Source organism: Saccharomonospora sp. NB11 (genome assembly GCF_015910535.1).
Lineage (GTDB): Bacteria > Actinomycetota > Actinomycetes > Mycobacteriales > Pseudonocardiaceae > Saccharomonospora.
Genome location: NZ_JACBJG010000007.1, coordinates 43,321 through 64,352 on the forward strand (window position 1 = coordinate 43,321; position 21,032 = coordinate 64,352).

The following is a 21,032-nucleotide window of genomic DNA, read 5'->3' on the forward strand; positions in this document are numbered from 1 at the left end:
GTGCGTGGTGTCGAACGGTCGATCGTCGTGGACGGCGCCGGTGAGCAGGCGGGTCGCCCCTGCTCACCGGCGCCAGCACAGAGCGTGTGAGGACTCAGCCCACACGGCGTCGGTAGGCCCACATCGCCAGCGGGAAGAAGACGGCCACGATTCCGGCCAGCCAGAGGACCACCCCGGTGATCGAGGCGGGAAGCTCGTTGCGGAGCAGCAGCCCGCGCATGACGTCGGCGATCAGGCTCACCGGGTTGAACTCCGACCAGGTCGCCAGCCAGCCGGGCATGGTGTCGGTGGGAACGAAGACGTTGCTGCCGAAGGTCAGCGGGATGACGAACATGGTCATCAACCCCTGCGCCGACGCGGTCGTGCGCACCAGCATGCCGACGAACACCGACATCCAGCAGAAGCACAGTCCGACCACGACGATGACCACCAGCGCGGTGAGGAACGCCGGCACCGACGTGTTCATGGTGAAGCCGAGCGGGAACGCGGTGAGCAGCAGCACGGTGAGCGCCACGAAGTAGCGCACCACGTCGGCGAGTACGGCGCCGACGAGCGGGGCCGACCGAGGGATCGGCAGGCTGCGGAAGCGGTCGAAGATCCCTTTGTTGATGTCGGTGTTCAGGTACACGCCCGCGGCGAAGCTCGCCATGATCGTGTTCTGCACCGCGAGACCGGGCACCAACTGCTGGAGGTAGTCGTCGGTGCTTCCCGCCACCGCGCCTCCGAAGAGGAACGAGAACAACAGCAGGAACAGCAGCGGCTGCAACGTGACGTCGAGCAACTGGTCCGGTGCCTTGCGAATCCGCAGCGCACCACGCCACACGAGGGCGGCGACGTGACGCAGGCTCTCGACGGTGGAGACCCGACCGGGGCGGCTCGTCCTGGTGTCCGGGTCCGTTCCGGTGAACAACGAACTGGGTGCTGTGGTCATCGAACCGGCTCCGATCGCTTTCCTGCCGACGTCTCCGACGTGCTGCGCTCGTCGGTACCGGTGCTGCCAGCCTGTCCGGTGAGGCCGAGGAACACCTCGTCGAGGCTGGGCAGTCGAAGTGCGAGTTCCTCGACCGTGATCTGGGCCGAGTCGAGGCGGCGGACCACTGCGGACAGCAGGCCGGGGTCGTGCACGCTCACCTTGAACGTGCGGGTCTCCGGCTGGTAGTCGGGGCGGCTGCCGGTCAACTCGGTGAGGATGCGGGTGACGGTCTCATCGCCTGGTCCGGGAGCGATGCGCACCTGGAGGGTCTGGGAACCGATGCGTTGCTTGAGTTCGTGCGGTTTGCCCTCGGCGATCACCCGCCCGCCGTCGAGAACGGTGATCCGGTCGGCGAGCTCGTCGGCCTCTTCGAGGTACTGCGTGGTCAACAGCACGCTCATGCCGTCGTCGACCATCTGCCTGATGATCGTCCACATGTCGTTGCGGACCCGGGGATCGAGCCCCGTCGTCGGCTCGTCGAGGAACAGCACCCGAGGGCGACCGACGATGCTCGCGGCGAGGTCGATCCGCCGACGCATGCCTCCCGAGTAGGTCCGCACCGGTCGGTGCGCGGCGTGGACGATGTCGAACGCGTCGAGGAGTTCCTCGGCACGACGCCGAGCCACCGCGCGATTGAAGTTCAGCAGCCGCCCCACGAGGACGAGGTTCTCCATGCCCGACAAGTCCTCGTCCAACGACGCGTACTGCCCGGTCAGGCCGATCAGCCTGCGCACCCGAACGGGATCACGCACGACGTCGTGCCCGTAGACCAGGGCCCGGCCCGCGTCCGGCCGGGTCAAGGTGGCGAGGATTCGCACTGCCGTGGTCTTCCCCGCGCCGTTGGGTCCGAGCAGGCCGACGACACGTCCAGGGGGGATCACGATGTCGAAATCGCTCAGCGCCGTCGTCTCGCCGAAAGTCTTCGCCAGTCCCTCGGCTTCGACCGCGTACCGCATCGTGTTCGTTCCTCCAGAGTTCGCCGGCCGTGCCGGTCGTCAGTTCTTGGCGCCCTCGGGGACGTCGACGAGCCCGAAGTACTCCAGGCGGAACAGCGCGTCGCTCGTGATGTAGAGACCCGCCACCACACAGAGAACCAACAGGCCGGTGCGCGAGGTGCTCTTCTTCTCCCGCTTCTTCTGCACCCAGGCGTCGATCTTGGCCTTGAACTTCGTCTTCGACCGCGAGTAGATCAGCGCCACCAGCAGGCACGGGCTGATCGCGATCAAGTTGTAGGCGACGAGAATCAGGCCGACGGCCGGGACGGGCAGCTCCGCCTTGGTGACGATGGCGATGGCACCGAAGTAGGGCAGCGCCGTGGCCACCTCGACGGCGGAGGCGGTCAGTCCGAGGCCGATCGCTCCGATCACCGAGGTCTTGCCGTTGGACCCGAAGTCGCGGTTCTTCTTCTCCCTCGGCGCGATCAAGCCGTAGAGCAGAAGTGCCACGCCGACCCCGAGCTGGATGTAGTCGATAACGGTTTCATCGAGTTCGAGGGAACGCGCACCGAAGGCCAACAGACCGCCGGCGACCACATAGATCGTGAAAAAGACACCGACGAACGCGAGAACGCGAGACATCGGTCTGCTGTTGGAGACGACCAGGTAGATGGTTCCCAATATGAGGGAAAAGTTCGTCGAGTCGACAATGGCTAGGCCGGCCACCGCCAGAATGTCCTGAGTCCCCAAGGGTTCCTCCGTCGAGTCGCATGCTCGCGACCGGTCTTGCGTGTACGGGGGGTAGTCGATCTTGTCGCGAGCGTGGCGGAGATCGTAGCAGCCGGATCAACCTTCTCGCTGGTCACCCGCTCTTCCTCGATCGACTCGCGTCAGCTCGCGGCGATCCGCTCCGTCACGAAGGTCGCCAGATCGCCGACGGTCTTGAGGTCGGCGAGTTTGTCGTCGGGAATGGCGACGCCGAATTCGTCCTCGATGGTGGCGCCAATTTCGACCATCGACAGAGAATCGATGTCGAGGTCGTCGACGAAGTATTTTTCCGGGGTCACTTCCTCGGTCGGAAGGTCGCCGATGTCGGCGATGACGGCGATCAGTCGGGCGGTGGTCTCGTCCGTCTTCATCGAATTCTCCTTATGGTCAGACGGTGTCCAGGACCTTCAGTTCGGAATCGAGCAGCATGCGCTTGCACTCGTTACGCCGAACCTTCCGGCTGCTGGTCTTCGGAATGGCGCCACGGGGCACCAGGACGATGGTGTGGAAGTCGATTCCGTGAGCTCGGTGGACGGCCTTGCGCAGGCTGCGGCCCAGCTCCGCGCGGGCCGTCTCGTCGGCGACGTCGACCCGGCGCACCTCAGCGACGAGCACGACCCGTTCGGTCCGTCCGTCGTCGACCGACAGCACCGCCGAGCATTCGACACCCGGCGCGGCAGCCTCGACCGACGCCTCGATGTCGGCGGGGTCGTGGTTCTTGCCGTCGAGCACGACCAGGTCCTTGCGCCTGCCCGACACGAACAGCAGCCCGTCGTGGAAGAACCCGAGGTCGCCGGTGCGCAGCCAGTGTCCGGGGAGGCCGTCGCAGACGGCACCGAAGACCTCGGCGGACCGCTCCGGCTGACGCCAGTACCCGTCGGCGACGTTGGGGCCCTGGACCCAGATCTCGCCGACCTGGTTCTCGGGCAGTTCGACGTGGGTCTCGGGGTCGACGATGCGGACGTCGGCGTCCTTCACGGCGGTGCCGCACGGGGCCATCGGGCGGCCGGTCGGTGAGTCGGGGTCCACTCGACGGGCAACGTTGCGGGCGAGCAGATCGCGGTCGAAGACGAACTCGGTGCGGCGGAACTCGTCGTCCCACGACGTGACGCACAGGGTGGCCTCGGCGAGGCCGTAGGACCCCGCGTCGATGTCGGGCGAGATGCCGCAGGAGGCGAACGCCTCGAAGAACGCCCGTTGGCTGTCGGGGCGCACCATCTCCCCGCCGCTGATCAGGCCGCGCACGCAGGAGAGGTCCAGCTCGGCCTTCAGCTCGTCCTTCACCCGGCGGACACACAGGTCGTAGGAGAAGTTGGGGCCGACCATCCAGCACGAGCGGTAGTCGGACACCGCCTTGAGCCATCGGGAGGGCACCTGCACGAACGCGGTCGGGCTCAACTGCACGACGTGCGTGCCTGCCGACAGAGGCACGACGAGGCCGGTGATGAGGCCGAGGTCGTGGAAGTAGGGCACCCAGCTCACCGTCGTGGCATCGGGGCCCACGAAGGGGGCGAACCCGAGGATCTGTTCGGTGTTGGCCCGCATGTTGCCGTGGGTGATGCGCACGCCGGACGGAGTGCCCGTCGATCCGGACGTGTACTGGAGGTAGGCGAGGTCGGACGGCTCGGGCGTGGCCGGTGTCCAGTCACCTGCCTCCACGGACGTCAGCTCCTCGACGGAGACGACCTTCGGGGTCGATCCGGCGGCGTGCAGGATCTCCGTGAGCTGCTCCACGGTGGACTCGGTGGTCAGCACGACTTCCGGCTCGGCGTCCCCGATCGCCGACACGAGCCGGTCGTTCGGTCGGTACGACTCGACGTGGGGCAGGGGGACGGCGATCCGTCCCGCGTAGAGGGAGCCCACGAACGCCACCACGTAGCGGTAGTCCTGCGGGCAGACGATCGCCACGCGCGCGCCCGGCGAGGTGATCCCGACGAGCCGCGACCCCACGGACCGGGCGTCGCCGTCCAGCTCCGCGTAGCTGTGGGTGGTGGCCGAGGCGTCGGTCCCGGTGCGGTACTTCAACTCGGTGAACGCGGGTCGATCTCCGCGCTCCCGGGCCGAGGCGCGCACCGCGTCGACGAATCCGATCATGACTTCTCGCCCGTACCTTCGCTGTCGTCGAGGTGTGTGATGCCTGCGGGAACGTCGCTGTCGGGGACCGGCACGCGGATCAGTGAGAAGGTTCCCCGTGCGGCGTTCTGCGCGGCGGTGGTCAGTGCCTCCGCCAGGTCGTGCTCGTCGGTGACGTCGCAGCCCCAGCCACCGAAGGCGCCTGCGAGCGCCGCGACGTCGAACCGGGCCCGACGTTCGGTGAGAGAGGCGTCGACCTCCTCCGCGTGGCGCAGATGGCGTGGCCAGCCGTAGCCCCCGTTGTCGAGGATGAGCACGACGACGCCGAGGCGGTGTTCGCGGAACGTGGCCAGCACGTTGAGGCTGAGCAGGAACGCGCTGTCGCCGGTGATCGCCAGGACCGCGCCGGTGCGCCCTGCGACTGCCGCGCCGACCGACGCGGCGAGGCCGAAGCCCATCATGGTCTGCTCGCCGGGACACACGACGCGTGTGTCGGCGCCCAGCGCGGTGACGGGGAAGTGGTACGACCAGATGTCGTGCAGCCCGTTCTCCTGTGCGAGCACGGAGATCGGGTTCAGGTGCCGTTGCGCGAGTCCGATCGCGGCGCGAGCGGGGGAGTCGGCGAAGGAGACGTCGGCGAGTGCCTTCTGCTCCAAGCGGACCCGCTGCCGCAGTTCCGTCCACTTCGTACGGTCGGGGTGGGGGCGACGGGACAGCACGTCGAGCAACTTCGGTACCGCGAGCGCGGCATCTGCGAGCACCGGAACCGTGGGTTCGACACCCTCGCCGAACGCCGTGTCGTCGACGTCGATGTGGACGACGGGAACCCGCCGCCAGCTCGACCACCCCATGCGGGCGGTCTCCTCGAAGCGACTCCCCACGACGACGAGCAGGTCGGCCTCCTCCAGCAGTTCGACGGCCGGTGGGGTCGTGTAGAGGCCGACGAGCCCCACGAAGTGCTCGGACTCCTCGGGCATCACACCACGTCCCGCCGCGGTGCAGAAGACGGGCGCCGCGCACACCTCTGCCAGCGCCTCCAACCGGAACGACTCGACCCGCCGGGCACCGCCGCCGATCACCAGCACCGGGCGTTCGGCACCGACGACGAGGTCGGCTGCCCGGGCGAGGACGTCGCACGCGGGGGCCGGTCGTGGTCGGGGCACCGGTCGCGGCAGTGGCTCGTCGCCGATCTCGGCCCTGGTGACCTCGTCGGTGATCTCGACGAGCGTGATGCCGCCCCGCCCGCTCGACGCGAGCTGAACGGCGCGGCCCATCGCCCAGGCGAGGTTTGAGGGATCGTCGACGACGTAGCGCCACGTGGCGAGGTCGGCCAGCATGCCCTGCTGATCGAGGTACTGGAAGGCGCCGCGGCCGATGTTCTCGGCGGGCACCCTGGTGGTCACCACCACCACGGGCACCGACAGGGACGCGCACTCCAGCAGCCCGGGCAGGGCGTTGGCGAAGCTCGGTCCGGAGTTCACCGCGAGGACGGCCGGACGCCGTGCCGCCATGGCGTACCCGGCCGCGGCGCACGCGGCGACCCGCTGGTCGCCGACGACCCGGACGTCGAACTCGGTGCGGTTCGCCGCCGCGTCGAGCAGACCGGGCTCGTCGGAGGGGAGCCCGAACACGGTCGTGCACCCGTACTCCGACAGCACGTCGGTGACGACCTCCCAACACGGGCGCGAGGTCGCCATCAACGGCTCCGGGGCGTGGTCGGCTCGTAGGCGGCGAGCTCGGCGGACAACAGCAGGGGACGTGCGGTCACCGTGCCGCCGTGGCGGACGTGCCCGCCCTCGAAACCGAACCCACCGAGTGGCTCGTTGCCGTTCTCGGCGTCGAGCGTGGCCTGTTCGCGCAGGACGACGCTGGTGCCCACGACGTCACCGGTGATGCCGGGCTCGCCGTAGACGGACACGTACATCCCGCGTTCCCGTTCGGCCGGGCTGTTCAGCCACGCGGTGATGTCGGCCGCGTCGCGGTAGCGCATCAGGCACAGCACGGGACCGAAGAACTCCGGCGGATGGAAGGACGGGTCCCAGTCAAGCTCGACGACGGTCGGCCGGACGAATCCCGTCTCCGGATCGACCTCACCACCGGCCGTGATCGCGTGACCGTGCTCGCGGACGAACTCGTGGATGCCCTCGACCGCGTCCGGGTACACCAGCGGCGCGACGTCGGTCTCCGGGTCGTGCGTCGGGCCGAGCCGCAGTTCGGCCACGGCCTTGTGCAGGTGCCGAGTCACCTCGTCGGCCACGGACTCGTGGACGAAGACGATGTCCGGCGCGAGACAGTCCTGGCCGGAGTTGTAGAAGCGGCAGCGGATGATGTCGTCGACCACCGAGAGACCGGAGAGTTCCGGCCCGATGACGACCGGGTTCGGTCCGGAGCCGAAGCACAACATGAGCTGTCGAGGCAACTGTTCGGACACCGACACCGCGTTCGTGGGTTGTCCCGTGAACACCACGACGTCGGCTTCCTGACAGCGCCGTACGAAGGCACGCTGGGACGTCGGCGCGATCTCGATGGGGAAGTGACCGAACGGTTCCAGCTCGCTGCGCAGGATGTCGTGCAACTTGATCGACACGTCCCGCACCCTCGCCGAGGGCCGGATGACGACGTGGTCGGCGTACCCGGCGGGAATCAGTCCGAACAGGACGTACGAGTACAGGATGTTGTTGGACGGCAGGAAGACCGCCAGCTCGGAGACGCGCTTCGGCTTGCGCCGTTCGATCTCCCACGGCCCGCCCGCCAGCGTGGCGACCGAGCGTCGCAGCTCATCGACGGCCGCCGAGTGGGTGGCGACCTCCGTGAGCGTCGCGAGCAGGTCGTCCCAGCGATCGAGGATCACCCTCATCGCCGCGAGCGTGAGGCCCTCACCGCCGTGGCGTTCCCAGGTGTCGCGTCGCCCCGGGGAGGGAATGGTCGCTGTCATGTCGATGTCGGTGCCCGGCACACCCATCCCTTCTCCGATCCGCGCGACGGTCGTGCTCGACTGCCTTGCCGGACTGTTCACGGACACCACTCCCGAACGAGCAGCACGACGTTGTGCCCTCCGAAGCCGAACGAGTTGCTCATGGCGCTCCTCACGGCGTGTTCCTGCGGCCGGTGAGGAACGAAGTTCATCTCAGGGTCTTCCGGGTCGTCGCAGTTGATGGTCGGTGGCACGATCCCGGACCGGATCGTCTCCAGCGCGGTGATCAGCTCGACCGCACCCGCGCCGCCGAGCATGTGACCGGTCATGCTCTTGACGGAGCTGACCGGGATCTTCGGGGCTCGGTCGCCGAAGACCTTGCGGATCGCCAGCACCTCGGTGGTGTCGTTGAGCTTGGTCGAGGTGCCGTGCGCGTTGATGTAGTCGACGTCGTCGGTCGTGGCACCGGCCTGTGCGAGTGCCATCCGCATGGCCCGGACCGCGGCCTTGCCCTCCGGGTGCGGCGCGGTGATGTGGTGGGCGTCCGTGGTCGAGCCGCTGCCCGCCAGTTCCCCGATGACGGTCGCGTGCCGTGCCTGGGCGTGCTCGGCGCTCTCCAGGACGACGACACCCGCACCGGCGCTCATGACGAACCCGTCCCTGGCCTTGTCGAACGGCCGGCAGACGCGTTGCGGGTCGGCGTCGCTGCGGGAGAGCGCCCGGGAGATCGCGGCGGAGGTCAGCTCGACACGGGTGAGCGTGTCGTCGGTGCCGCCGGCGATGACCACGTCGGCCTCCCCGGTCTGGATCATGCGGCTCGCCTCGGCGATGGCCGTGGCGCCCGTCGCGCACGCGGTGGAGACGCAGTAGGCGTTGCCCTGGGCACCCATCAGGAGGGCGATCTCGCTGGCGGCGCTGTCGACGCTGCTGCCGGAGAAGCAGAACGCGCTGATGCCACGGGGCCCGACGGTGTCCAGTTTCGTGCGGGCGGTCGCGGTCATGTGCACGGGGCCGCTCGCCGAGCCGACCACCACGCCGACTCGCTCGGCGAGTTCCTCGTCGATCTCCAGCTTGGCCTCGTCCAAGGCCATCACGGTCGCCGCGAGTGCCATGTGCACGGACCGGTCGGTCCGCCGGATCACCTTCCGCGACAGGAACTGTTCCGGGTCGAAGTCCTTGACCTCGCCGCCGATCCGCACGGGCAGGTCGTCGCACTCGATGTTGGTCAGGGGAGCGATCCCGCTGACCCCTCGCAGCATGTTCGCCCAGGTGTCGGACCAACTGTTGCCGATCGGCGTGACCGCGCCCATGCCGGTGACGACGACCCTCCGCAGTGGTGGGCGAGCGTGAGTCGGGGAACTCATGGTCATCTTCCTTCTGTCGGGATGCCGGCGACGGCGACGGTCTTGTTGGACTCCGTGTCACGGAACGCGCGATAGTCGGCGGCCTCGGCGGCCGCGGTGACCCGCACGGTGTCGGTCTTGCCGTTGCCCAGTCGGGGGAATTCCGGCAGGACCAGGACACGGTCCGGGGCTTCGTAGCGGGCGAGCAGCGTTTCGAGTCGGGCCCGCCAGGCGCGGTTGTCCGCGCCGGACGGGTCCTCCACGACGAACACGAGGCGGACGTTGCCGTTGCGGCCAGGGGTTGGCACGACGTAGACCTCGGTGCCGAGCTGGGCGCACTTCCTGGCCAGCTCGTCCGGGTAGATCGTGTAGCCGTGTCGGTGCACCGCTCCGCGCCTGCCGATCACGTGCAGGCCACCGAACTCGTCGAAGTAGCCGAAGTCGCCGGTGCGGAACCACCCTCGGGGCGCCGGGCGCAGGCCGTCGTCGTGCACGAGGCCACTCATGAGGTCGGGCGAGTCGACCCAGATCTCTCCGGTCTCCCGCAGGTCGCAGGGCAGCCCGTCGGGTCGCGTGATCTTGACGTGGACGCCGTCGAGCGGCGACATGACCTGCGGGGCGTCGGGACCGGCGAGGGCGATGTTGCCGAGTTCGGTCGAGCCGTAGCCGTCGAGCAGCGGCTTGCCGAGCACCGACGCGAAGTTCTCCGCGATGGCCTGCGGCAGCGGAGCTCCACCGACGCACCACATGCGCACGCCGCCGAGTCGTTGCCGCAGCGTGTCGCGGTGACGCAGGAAGTGCGCGATGCTGCGCAGCGTCGACGGGGTGCCGTCGACGACCGTGGCGCCGTGGTCGGCGAGCGCGGTCAGGGTGTGGTTGATCCTCGTGTACGGGGTGACGAGCAAAGGCAACGCGTTGACGCGGGCGAGCAGAACGAGCGACATCCCGTACTGGTGGGTGAACGGGATGAGCGGAGCGAGAACGTCGGTGTCCTGATAGGACATTCGCTTCGACGTCCGTCGCATGTTGTCCACGACCGCCTGGCCGGAACGTGCGATGAGTTTGGGGGCTCCGGTGGAGCCGGAGGACACGGTGACGAGCCCGTCCGGTCGCTTCAGCCAGCTCGCCGTGTCGTCGGGCGGCTCCGTGGCGGACCGGGAGGCGTTCTCCACCAGGTCGGCCAGGTGCAGGACGGTGAGCCGATCGTCGCGGTCGAGGGCCCGGCCGGGCGGAAGGTCGCTGATCAGCCAGCTCACGCCGGCACGGCGGAGATGGCGGCTCAGGTCGTCCTCGGGGATCGCCGGGTCGAGAAGGACGACACCACACCCGAGCCGGACGAGTGCGTGCAGAGTCCACACGAATCCGGGGGAATTGGCCGCCGACACGGCGACGCGATCGGCGTTTCCGATTCCACGTCGACGGAGGTCGGCCGCTATGCCGACTGCCTTCGACAACACTTCACTCGGACCCAGTAAAGCCACCGGACTCGACACTATTACCGCCTCCAAGTGACGATCGTAGGCACGTTTACCCCGTGCGCCGAGAAACAGTTGCGGTCGAACAAAGGCTGCACATTACTTCTCGCCGCGACGCTTTCCGGAAGGTGGCGCAGTTGTTCTGTGACACATTTCGGTGCTCTTCCGTGACCCTGCGATCCGGTGGGGATTCACAGGGTCCTCCGTCTCCGAGCGTGGTTGCGCAGAGTGTTCGAGACCTCCGTAGATAACCCGGTCAGAGTAGTTCGATCTAGCAAGAAGTAACAACCAGTAGATCTTGGAGTCAAGTCGTATCGAAATCTTTGGAGAGAGTGAGGGGATGTGCCGGAAGGTGGTGGACGATCACCCCCAGGAGGTGAGAAACAGCGTTCTGCTGCGGTTCCTGACGGCGTGCGGCGGCTTGTCGAGGTCTGTGGGTAGCCCCGTTGGGTCGTCGTGGTATGTGTGATTCCTCGGATTTCCCAGAGGTTCGTCGTTGCGTTCCCCGGGATGTCTGAGGTAACAGTTGACGCTGTTTTCGGAGTCCGGTTCGGCAAGGTGTGACCGCGGACTCAGGAATCACTCGCAGACGTTGTTTCCCGTACCCGAGCTTGCCCACGGTGTCCGAGTCAGCCGGAGAACCGGCCGTCGGACCCACAATCTGAAGGAGCGTGCGACACGCGATGAAGGGGCAGTTGGTTTCGCTCGATCCTTCGATGTCTGCCGACGACTGGGACCTGCTCGCCCAGTGGTCGTCGTCGGAGGTGTCGGTCTTCTCCTCGGGCGGGCGGTACGCCGTCACCGGGGAGCAGCTTCGGTCACAGACCAGCGGTGGGATGACGTACCTGATGGTCGTCGACAAGGCCGGGAAGCGGGTCGGCGCCGTGAACTGGCGGCAGCTCACCTACGACGGCCACTACGAGGTCGGCAACGCCATCGGCGTGCCCGAGCTGTGGGACCTCGGCTACGGTGTCGAGTCCGTCATGCTGCTGATCGACTTCCTGTTCCACCAGCGCAACGCCCACCGGATCCACCTCAAGACCGGGTCCTTCAACCGTCGCATGGTGCAGATCTTCACGTCCGGTCACATCCGCATCGAGGGGGTGCTCCGGGACTACTTCTTCCTCGACGGCGAGTACCACGACGCGATCGTCGGCTCGATCCTGCGCCACGAGTACTACCGCCTCGCGGAACTGGAGGGCGGTCCGTCCATGGACGTGATCCCCGCGGAGGAGAAGGCCGAGGCCAAGCGGCGGCTGCGCGAGTACCTCCGGGAGAACCCGATCACGTTCTGACGGGATCGAGGTGACAGGACAGAAGCGAGGGAACGTGATGAAGGTAGTCGGGCCCACGGACCAGCAGTTGGAGATTCGCGGCCGCATCCTCGACTGGGTCAGCGAGCGGGCCGACATCGCGCGGGGTTCGGTCAGCCTCACGATGCCGTTGTACGAGGTGGGTCTCAGCTCCGCCGACATCGTCGAACTCACCGGGGAACTGGGTGAGCACTACGACCTGGACCTCCCGCCGGACACGGTGTTCGAGTTCCCGAGCATCGCTCTGTTGGCGAAGCACATCGCGAGTCGACTCGCCCCGGAGGACGGTGTGGACTCCCGCACCGCGAGCCAGAACGAGACGACCTCGGACGAGCCGATCGCGGTGATCGGCCTCGGCTGTCGCTTCCCGGCCGGGGTGAACGGGCCGGACGCGCTGTGGTCGCTGCTCGTGGACGGTCGGGACGTGATCGGCAGGGTGCCGAGCGGTCGTTGGGACCACGAGACCGGCTCGCCCGAGGTGGCGGAGCTGGTCGCGGGGACGGCCGGAGTCGGCGGCTTCCTCGACGACATCGCGGCCTTCGATCCCGCGTTCTTCGGCATCGCGCCCAACGAGGCGAAGGTCATGGACCCACAGCAGCGGATCGCGCTGGAAGTGGCCGTGGAATGTCTGGACCACGCCGGGATCGCGCGGGAGACGCTGGGCCGGGGGACGACCGGCGTGTTCATGGGCGCGACGTCCGCGGACTACCTGCCGGACGACCTCGCGGGGATGGACGGCTGGTCGACGGCGGGAGCGTCGCTGGGTGTCGTCGCCAACCGCATCTCCTACGCCCTCGGCACACGCGGCCCCACGATGACCGTCGACACCGCGTGCTCCAGCTCTCTCGTGGCCGTCCACCTCGCGGTGCAGAGTTTGCGGGCGGGTGACTGCGACCTCGCGCTCGCCGGTGGGGTGAACGCCCTGCTGTCCCCGGCGGTCTCCATCGCGTTCACCCGCGCCGGGGTGCTGGCGGGCGACGGTCGGTGCAAGACGTTCGACGCCGCCGCCGACGGGTACACGCGCAGCGAAGGCTGCGGCATGGTGGCGCTGAAGCGGCTGAGTGACGCCGTTCGCGACGGCGACCGGGTGCTCGCGGTGGTGCGCGGCAGCGCGGTCGGGTCGAACGGCCACTCCAACGGGCTGATGGCCCCGCATCCCGTTGCGCAGGAGGAACTGCTGCGCAACGCCTACCGCGACGCGCGCGTCGATCCGGGCGAGGTCGACTTCGTCGAGGCCCACGGCACGGGAACGGCCCTCGGTGACGCGGTCGAGCTGACGGCGCTCCAGGCGGTGATGACGGAAGGGCGTTCGGCGGACCGGCCGCTGCGGCTCGGGGCGGTGAAGACGAACCTGGGTCACCTGGAGGCCGCGGCCGGGATCGCGGGCTTGATCAAGACGGTGCTCGCGCTGTGGCACGAGAGCCTGCCCCGCAACCTCCACTACGCCGAGCCGAACCCCAAGCTCCGCGAGTCGGCCGGGGCGTTGGAGGTCGTACGTGAGCAGGTCGCTTGGCCTCGCGGGTCGCGTCCCCGCACGGCAGGGGTGAGCTCCTTCGGCTTCGGTGGCACGAACGCACACGTCGTCGTGGAGGAAGCTCCCCGGACGTCCCCGCCACGGAGCGGGCGCACCCGACACGGTCTTCCGCCGGTGGTGATGGTGTCGGCGAGTTCCACCGATGCCGTCCGGCGCGAGGCGGCGACGATGCTCGACGTCCTCGACCGGTCTGCCGCGCCGCACGTCGACGACCTCGCGCACACCGTCACGCTGCGCCGGACCCACGGACCAGTTCGCGCGGCCGTCGCGGCGGAGGGCGACACCGAGCTGCGGGAGGCGCTGGAGGCGGTGGCGGCCGGGAAGGCCCACGCCGCCGTGGTCACCGACCACGTCCACGACGACCCCGCCCCGGTGTTCGTGTTCTCGGGGCAGGGCTCCCAGCACGTCGGGATGGCCAGGGAGCTGCTCGACGAACCGGTCTTCGCCGACGTCCTGGACGAGCTCGAACCGGTGATCGCGGAGGAGAGCGGGTTCAGCCTGCTCGACGTCCTGAACTCCGGGGACGAGCACGCGCTCGACCCGATCGACGTGGTGCAGCCGACCTTGTTCGCGGTCCAGGTCGCTCTCGCCGAGACCTGGCGGGCGTACGGGGTCACGCCTGCGGCCGTGATCGGTCACTCCATGGGCGAGGTCGCCGCGGCGGTGGTCGCCGGTGCGGTGAGTCCGACCGACGGCGCGCGCATCACGTGTCGCCGTTCCCGGGCGCTGGCGGGAATCTCCGGTCGTGGCGCCATGGCGATGGTGGCCGCCGACAGCGCGTCGACGACCGCGCTGATCGCCGAGGAAGGACTGGGCGAGGAGGTCACGATCGGCGTGGTCCCGAGTCCGGTGTCGACGGTGGTCTCCGGGTCTGTCACGGGAGTCGAGCGGCTGATCAAGGTCTGCGCCGGTCGGGGAGTCGACGCCGTCCGGGTGCAGGTCGACGTCGCGTCGCACTCGTCGCAGGTGGACGAGATCCTCGACGGCATTCGAGCCGCTCTCGCCGACATCGAGGTCGGAGAGCCCATCGTGCCGCTGTACTCGACGGTGACGGGCGGCCGACACCGGGCGTCGATGACCGCCGACTACTGGGTGGACAACCTGCGGCAGCCGGTGCTGTTGGCGAACGCGGTCGGTGCCGCCGTCGACGACGGCCGATCGGTGTTCGTCGAGATCAGCCCGCACCCCGTCCTCGTGCGCCCGCTCACCGACACTCTCGCGGGTCGTGGCGGCCGGGCCTTCGGCACCCTGCATCGTGAGCGGCGGGCGGACGTGGCGTTCGCGGCGGCGTTGGCCCGACTGCACTGCCTGGGCGCCGACGTCCGGTGGCCGTCCACCATGACGGAGGGCCGGCTGGTGTCGTTGCCGCCTCGCGCGTGGCACCACCGTCGTTACTGGCGTGAGCGGCGGTCGAGCGTGCCGACGCTCGCGCGCGACGGGCATCCGCTGCTCGGCACCGTGACGGTCCCCGCCGACGCGCCCGGCACGCGCATCTGGTCGACCACCCTGGACCCTGGCACGAACGGTCGACTCGCCGCGCACCGCGTGGGCGGGCGGGACGTGCTCACGGCCTCGTACGTGTTGACCCTGCTCACGGCCGCCGCCACGGAGTACGGCCACGAGCGGCCTTCCGCGCGGGCCGTGACCTTCCACAGCCCCGTCGCCGTCGACGGCCCGGTCGACCTCCAGGTGCTCTGCCGCCGGGACGCGTCGTCGGACGTGGTGGACGCACGCGTCTTCCACCGGCCGTCCGGTGGCTCCGACTGGACGGTGGCGGCGTCGGCCAGGTTGGAGCCGGGCCGCAGCGAGATCGACCCGCCGTCGTTCGACGCCACCGGCGAGGAACTGACCGGCTCGGCCCTGTACGACGCGCTGGCGGCGTGCGGCGTCGAGTACCAGGGCGAACTCCGGTGTGTCGACGTCGTCCGCCTCGGTGGGCGGACCGCCGTCGCCGCGCTGTCACAGGTCCGCGACGGTGACGGCGGGCCGAACCCGGTGGCGGTGGACGGTGCCGTGCAGGTGGCGGGCACGGTCCTGCTCGACAGCTCCGGGACCGCCGTCGTCGCGGCGGTGGACGCCTGGACGATTCTGCGGCCCGACGCCGGACCCGTTCGCCACGTGCACGCGGTGCGACGTGACGTGGAGCCGACCGTCGTCGACGTCGTCCTGAGCGACGACACCGGGCCGGTCGCACTGGGGGCGGGCGTGCGCTTCGCCACCTCGGGCCCTGCCGGTGAGTCGCGGGTGTCCGATCTTCGAGGGCTGACCTACCGCCTGGACTGGCAACCGGCCACCGCCGCCCCCACGCGGCCCGAGCAGGAGACGTGGTTGCTGCTCGGAGCCGACAACGGGCTGCTGGACACGCTGCGCCAGCAGGGAGTCCGCTGCTCCCGGTTGCGTGGGGAACCCTCGGCCGAGGAGGTGGCCGAGGAACTGCGCTCGGCCGGGCCCTTCGACCGAGTGGTGTCGCTCGTGCCGCTGCCGGTCCAGGGTGCGGAGCCACAGGATGCGTTGCGGCTCGTGCGCGACGCCGCGGCGGTGCTGCGCGCGGTGTGCGAGGCAGGCGGCAGGACCCGGCTGCACTACGTGACCCACCACGCCGTTCGGACGGACCCGGACGACCCGGAGACCGTGCACGCGGCACAGGCCGCGGTGTGGGGCTTCGGTCGCAGCGCGGCGCTGGAACACCCCGACCACTGGGGCGGCACGCTGGACGTGGCCGACACCGACACAGCCGTCGTCGCGCAGGCGTTGCTGCGCGGACTCGTGGGCTCGTCGTCGGTGACGCAGCTCGCCCACCGCGAAGGCGAGCATCTCCAGCCTCGCCTGGTCCGGACCGTGGTGCGGCCGTCGGAGGCGGCCACGGACGGTGGGACGCACCTGGTCGTCGGCGGCACCGGGCGACTGGGGCCGACGGTGGTCCGCGAGCTGGCGGAGTCCGGAGCGGCCTGTGTGGTCGTGGCCTCCCGCCGCGGTGGGTTCGGTCTGCCCGAGGAAGAGGTCGAACACCTCCGTGCCCGGGGCACGCAGCTCGTGGCGGTGTCCCTGGACGTCTCCGACCCGGAGGCCGTCGCCGCGGTCTTCGACCGTTTCGGCGCCGACCTGCCCCCGCTGCGTCGGGTGTACCACTGCGCCTTCAGCGAGTCGGTCGTGGCGATCGACGAGCTGACCGACGCGCAGTGGCGGGCGATGTTCGCGGGCAAGGTGTTCGGGATCGACGCCCTGCGGCGGCGCCTCGCCGAGCATGCCGGAGCCGACGTCGTGTGCTTTTCCTCGACGACCGGTGTCCTCGGCTCCGTCGGGCTGGCTCACTACGCCGCGGCGAGCACCTACCTCGACGCCCTCGCCGGGCCCGGTGTGCGCGTCGTGGACCTCGGCCCCGTCGCCGACGGCTTCGCCGACGGCGAGTACACCGAGCAGGTGAGGGCGTCCGGTCTGGGGTTCCTCGACACGGCGACGATCCGAGCGGTCGTCCGGCACCTCGCCGGGCCGTGGCCGGAGCACCCCGTGGTCGTGGTCGACGCGGACTGGCGAGGGGTCGACACGTCCCTGCGCTGGGCGACGCGGTCACCGGTGACGGCGGACTTGGTGCGGCAGGGCGGCGAGACCGTGGCCTCGGCGACCGTCTCCACGGACGATCTCGTCGCCGAAGTGCGTTCGGCGAGCCCGGAGGACCGGGCGGACGCGCTGCTCCGCTACCTGCGGCACATCGTCGCCGAGGCCCTCGGCACTCCGGCCGAGGAGCTGCCCGACGAGCAGGACCTCTACCAGATCGGGATGGACTCGCTGATGACCGTCACCGTGATCCGCCGGATCGGCGGCAGCCTCGGCTACGACCTCCTGCCGACCGAGTTCCGCGACAACCCGACGCTGCGGGCACTGGGGAACCTGCTCGCGCGCAAACCCCTGCCGCAGCGAACCGGCACGGAGGGAGCGGCATGACCACAGCGACCATCGACGACATCGCGGCCTGGTACGACGCCCGCCGTGACGAGTCCCTCGGCCACGGGGAGTGGCACGAGGTGAGCCTGGAGGACGTCCGGGGCTTCGCCGCGGTGACGCGCGACGACCAATGGATCCACACCGATCCGGAGCGGGCGGCCGACGGGCCCTACGGCGGGCCGATCGCGCACGGCTTCCTGGTGCTGTCGCTCGTGCCGCACCTCTGCGACTCGCTGCTCGACTTCCGGTGGTCGGCGATGGCGGTCAACTACCGCATCGACAAGGTCCGGTTCCGGGCCCCGGTCCCGGTCGGCGCGAAGGTCCGGGCGTCGGCGAAGGTCCACCAGTGCCGGGTTCGGCCCCGCGGATACCTCGAACTCGCGTTGGCGGTGACCGTGGAACTCGCCGACAGCACCGCGCCCGCCTGCTCCCTCGTGTTCACGACCCTGCACCAGGTGCGTGACGACGCATCGCTGCCGGTCGCACTCGGTGCGTCCGCGCCCGCCACCCCCTCGTCGCGGTCGAGCGCCCCCGCGGGCGCCGACGGCACGGAGAGAAACGCCGAGGTCAACTGACATGTCCGTTACCGCGCGCGAGGTCTACACCTTCGCCGACCCGATCTTCTACGACTCGCCGGAGAACTGGCAGGGCACGGACACGGACTCGTTCGAGGTCTGCGAGCGAGCCGTGCCCCCGGGCTGGCTGCGGGACGCGCAGGCGTTCTGGACGTTCCTCCGCCCGGAGGGTGCGACCCTGCCCGAACAGGGCTGGAAGGTCCACGTCACCGCGGGGCCGGAGCACGTCGACAAGGCGTGCGCGCTCGTGTGGGACTACTGCGTCGACAAGGGCATCCCGTTCAAGCACCTGGCGAACCGACGCACCTACCTCGCGCTGAACTCGAAGTACGCACCCCGTGGTGCGAGCGGCAAACTCGTGACGATCTACCCGGCCGACGACGCCGAGCTGGAACGGGTCGTGCTCGACCTCGAAGACCTGCTCGCGGGCATCGAGGGCCCCGCGATCCTCAGCGACCGGAGGTGGCGCGACTCCCCGGTGTACGTCCGGTACGGCTCGTTCGTGCCGAAGACCGTGCTCGACCCGGACGGCAGCCTCGTCCCGGCGATGTCCGCCCCCGACGGCACGGCGGTGCCCGACCGGCGTGCCGCGCGGTTCTCCGTCCCGTCGTGGGTGACGCCGCCCGCCTTCCTCGACGACGCGGGCAAGCACGACGTCGTCGACCCGAAGGCCTTCCCGTACAAGGTCACCCGGGCACTGCACTTCTCGAACGCCGGTGGCGTCTACCTCGCGACCCGGCTCACCGACGACAAGACCGTGGTGCTGAAGGAGGCCCGTCCCGGCGCGGGTCTCGACCAGTCGTTCGCCGACGCGAGCAAGCGGCTGGAGCACGAGGCGCAAACCTTGCGCACGTTGGCGGACGTCGCGGCGGTGCCCGACATCTTCGACGTCGTCGAGGCCGGTGGCCACCGGTTCATCGTCATGGAGTACGTCGAGGGAACGAACCTGTGGACTTGGCTCGGCCAACGGCACCCCATGATCGTGCTCGACGAACCGACCGAGGCCGACTACCGGCGCTACGCCGACGAGGCCACCACCGTGCTGGCAGCGGTGGGCCGCGCGCTCGACGAGATCCACGAGCACGGCATCGGGTTCGGTGACATGAACTTCGGCAACGTCATCGTCCAGGACGACGGAGCCGTGCGTCTCGTCGATCTCGAAATGGCGTACGACCTCGCCGACGAGCACTACGAACCGGGCCTCGGCACGATCGGGTTCCTCCCCGGCAAGGGAGCGACCGGACTGGAGATCGACGACTACGCGCTGGCTGCGTTGAAGCTCTCGCTGTTCTTCCCGATGGAGAAGCTGCGCATCTTCGACCAGTCCAAGTTGGACCTTCACTTGTCGATCTTGTCCTCGCGGTTCGGCCTGCCGGACGACGAGGTCGAGGACATCCGGCGCACGCTGACCGCGCGTCCGCCCGCGGTACGCAGCGAGTTCGTCGGGGCTCCGCCGCAGCTCGACCTGACGGTGCCGGACGATCGTCGCGTCGCGGTCGAGTCGATGCAGGCCGCGATCCTCGCGTCGGCGACGCCGGAGCGGACCGACCGGCTGTTCCCCGGGGACTCCGCGGGCTTCTCCCCGGGCGGGGGCCTCAACCTGGCCCACGGTGCGGCGGGCATCCTGTGGGCCCTGCACCGGACGGGCGCGACGATCGATCCGACGCTCGAACGCTGGTTCGTCGACAGGGCGCGCGAGGGCAAACCGATGCCACCCGGCCTCTACACCGGGGCACACGGCGTCGCCTACGTCCTCGACCAGTTGGGTCACCGGGAGCTCGCGCTCGACGTGCTCGACCGACCCGACGCCCAGGAGGACGGTCTCGCCGCGATCGGGATGTACGGCGGGCTGGCGGGCGTGGGGCTGAACCTGCTGCACTTCACGGACGAGCCACGATTCGACGAACGGCGCGCGCGGGTGACCGAACGCCTCGTCGAGGCTCTCGACGGTCCCGCGCAGGACGGCGGGCCGGTGCGCTCCGACGGCGGGGACCGCGCGCCGTCGAAGACCGGGTTGCTGCACGGGTTCGCGGGTGTGGCGCTGTACTTCCTCGAACTGCACAGGCGCACCGGCGACGAGTCGGCGCTTAATCACGCCGTGACGGCGCTGCACCGGGATCTCGATCGGTGCGTGCGCACCGTCTCCGGGTCGTTGCAGGTGGAGGAGCCGGGACTCAGGACGAACTGCTACCTCTCGGTGGGCAGCGCCGGGATCGCCCTCGTGGCCGACGAGGTGCTCGACCATCGTCACGACGAGCGCATCGCGGACGCGGTGCCGTTGCTGTTGAAGGCCTGCTGCAGCGAGTTCGTGCTACAGCCCCAGCTGTTCGCGGGACGGGCTGGGCTGCTGGCCGCGGTGTCGCGACACCTGTCCCGGGCGCGAAGCCGTGACACCGAGCTCGACGGTGCGGCGGTCGTGCGGCGCCATCTTTCGAACCTGCGGTGGCATGCGTTGTCCTATCGGGGCGGTCTCACGTTCCCGGGGGAGTACTGCCTTCGCTTGTCGATGGATCTCGCGACGGGAACGGCGGGTGTGCTTCTCGCTCTCGCGGAAATGTCGGGTGAAGGAGTGTCGATCCTGCCGTTTCTCAGTTCGAAAATTTGATAACCCGCCGATCAACCGTAGGTCGGGGGCCGGTTGTCTGTTAGCTTTATTCCAGGAACGGAACGGGGAGGGAAGAATGGTGAACCCGGACTCGCGGGCTCTCGGACTTCCCGGAGAAGAAGTTGAGCTTTCTCGCTGATACGGACTTTCTCGCCGACGTATCGGTGTTGTGATTCGAATAATGGTAATCACGTGTTCCGGGAGGAGGTGCGCGGAAATGTCGATCCTGGACCTTCAGGTGCTCGAGGTTCCCGCGGCCGAGGCCGAGCTGCCCAACAGCACGGCTTCCGTCAACTGCGGCTGAACCACGTCGAAGCGTGTGATGACGACGAGTGTGTCGGAAGGAGGTGTTGAGTGATGTCGATCCTGGACCTGCAGACCCTCGAGGTGCCGGCGGTCGAGGCCGAGCTGCCCAACAGCACGGCTTCCTACAACTGCTGAGCGAGTGATCGAACAGCTCACTGAACTGCGACAACGTGGAAGGAGGTGTTGAGTGATGTCGATCCTGGACCTGCAGACCCTCGAGGTTCCGGCGGTTGAGGCCGAGCTGCCCAACAGCACGGCGTCGTGGAACTGCTGAGC

15 protein-coding genes are annotated in these 21,032 nt (G+C 69.2%); 6 read left to right on the top strand and 9 right to left on the bottom strand.

The annotated features are described in order from the left end of the window. Positions 1-94: 94 nt before the first annotated feature. The 9 genes from JAV51_RS12205 to JAV51_RS12245 form a co-directional block, all read right to left on the bottom strand. A complete protein-coding gene (locus JAV51_RS12205) occupies positions 95-931 on the bottom strand; it encodes an ABC transporter permease (RefSeq protein WP_197320816.1) in 837 nt (278 codons plus the stop codon). Continuing rightward, positions 928-1,929: an ATP-binding cassette domain-containing protein gene (locus JAV51_RS12210; RefSeq protein WP_197320817.1), complete on the bottom strand. Its 1,002-nt coding sequence runs from the start codon at positions 1,927-1,929 to the stop codon at positions 928-930. The genes JAV51_RS12205 and JAV51_RS12210 overlap by 4 nt, the downstream gene beginning before the upstream one ends. Before the next feature lie 39 nt (positions 1,930-1,968). Further along, positions 1,969-2,634 carry a GAP family protein gene (locus JAV51_RS12215; protein ID WP_307845876.1) on the bottom strand — a complete coding sequence of 222 codons (666 nt, stop codon included), beginning with the start codon at positions 2,632-2,634 and terminating at the stop codon, positions 1,969-1,971. 164 nt (positions 2,635-2,798) lie between these two features. Next, positions 2,799-3,047, bottom strand: coding sequence for an acyl carrier protein (locus JAV51_RS12220; RefSeq protein WP_197320819.1), 249 nt, complete (start codon positions 3,045-3,047; stop codon positions 2,799-2,801). 16 nt (positions 3,048-3,063) lie between these two features. Next, positions 3,064-4,770, bottom strand: coding sequence for a fatty acyl-AMP ligase (locus tag JAV51_RS12225; RefSeq protein WP_197320820.1), 1,707 nt, complete (start codon positions 4,768-4,770; stop codon positions 3,064-3,066). Then, positions 4,767-6,446 (bottom strand): thiamine pyrophosphate-binding protein, encoded by a 1,680-nt coding sequence (locus JAV51_RS12230; protein ID WP_197320821.1) that lies wholly within the window; start codon positions 6,444-6,446, stop codon positions 4,767-4,769. Before JAV51_RS12230 ends, JAV51_RS12225 begins: the two co-directional genes overlap by 4 nt. Then, on the bottom strand, positions 6,446-7,684 hold the full coding sequence (locus JAV51_RS12235; RefSeq protein ID WP_197320822.1) for an aldehyde dehydrogenase family protein: 1,239 nt from the start codon (positions 7,682-7,684) through the stop codon (positions 6,446-6,448). The genes JAV51_RS12230 and JAV51_RS12235 overlap by 1 nt, the downstream gene beginning before the upstream one ends. Before the next feature lie 77 nt (positions 7,685-7,761). Further along, positions 7,762-9,027, bottom strand: a complete 1,266-nt coding sequence (fabF, locus tag JAV51_RS12240; RefSeq protein ID WP_197320823.1) for a beta-ketoacyl-ACP synthase II — start codon at positions 9,025-9,027, stop codon at positions 7,762-7,764. 2 nt (positions 9,028-9,029) lie between these two features. Then, positions 9,030-10,499 carry a class I adenylate-forming enzyme family protein gene (locus JAV51_RS12245; protein ID WP_307845877.1) on the bottom strand — a complete coding sequence of 490 codons (1,470 nt, stop codon included), beginning with the start codon at positions 10,497-10,499 and terminating at the stop codon, positions 9,030-9,032. A 698-nt stretch (positions 10,500-11,197) separates the two neighbouring features. On the opposite strand from JAV51_RS12245, the gene JAV51_RS12250 reads away from it, so the two are divergent. The 6 genes from JAV51_RS12250 (at position 11,198) to JAV51_RS20545 (ending at position 21,030) form a co-directional block, all read left to right on the top strand. After that, positions 11,198-11,776, top strand: coding sequence for a GNAT family N-acetyltransferase (locus JAV51_RS12250; RefSeq protein WP_197320825.1), 579 nt, complete (start codon positions 11,198-11,200; stop codon positions 11,774-11,776). 37 nt (positions 11,777-11,813) lie between these two features. Further along, positions 11,814-17,270 carry a type I polyketide synthase gene (locus JAV51_RS12255; protein WP_231642074.1) on the top strand — a complete coding sequence of 1,819 codons (5,457 nt, stop codon included), beginning with the start codon at positions 11,814-11,816 and terminating at the stop codon, positions 17,268-17,270. Next, positions 17,267-17,845: a MaoC family dehydratase gene (locus JAV51_RS12260; protein ID WP_197320827.1), complete on the top strand. Its 579-nt coding sequence runs from the start codon at positions 17,267-17,269 to the stop codon at positions 17,843-17,845. The genes JAV51_RS12255 and JAV51_RS12260 overlap by 4 nt, the downstream gene beginning before the upstream one ends. Position 17,846: 1 nt before the next feature. Next, complete coding sequence (gene lanKC / locus JAV51_RS12265; protein WP_197320828.1) at positions 17,847-20,450, top strand: class III lanthionine synthetase LanKC; 2,604 nt, start codon at positions 17,847-17,849, stop codon at positions 20,448-20,450. A gap of 357 nt (positions 20,451-20,807) precedes the next feature. Then, on the top strand, positions 20,808-20,891 hold the full coding sequence (locus tag JAV51_RS20540) for a class III lanthipeptide (protein ID WP_374059039.1): 84 nt from the start codon (positions 20,808-20,810) through the stop codon (positions 20,889-20,891). 55 nt (positions 20,892-20,946) lie between these two features. Further along, on the top strand, positions 20,947-21,030 hold the full coding sequence (locus tag JAV51_RS20545) for a SapB/AmfS family lanthipeptide (RefSeq protein ID WP_197321034.1): 84 nt from the start codon (positions 20,947-20,949) through the stop codon (positions 21,028-21,030). Positions 21,031-21,032 lie beyond the last annotated feature (2 nt).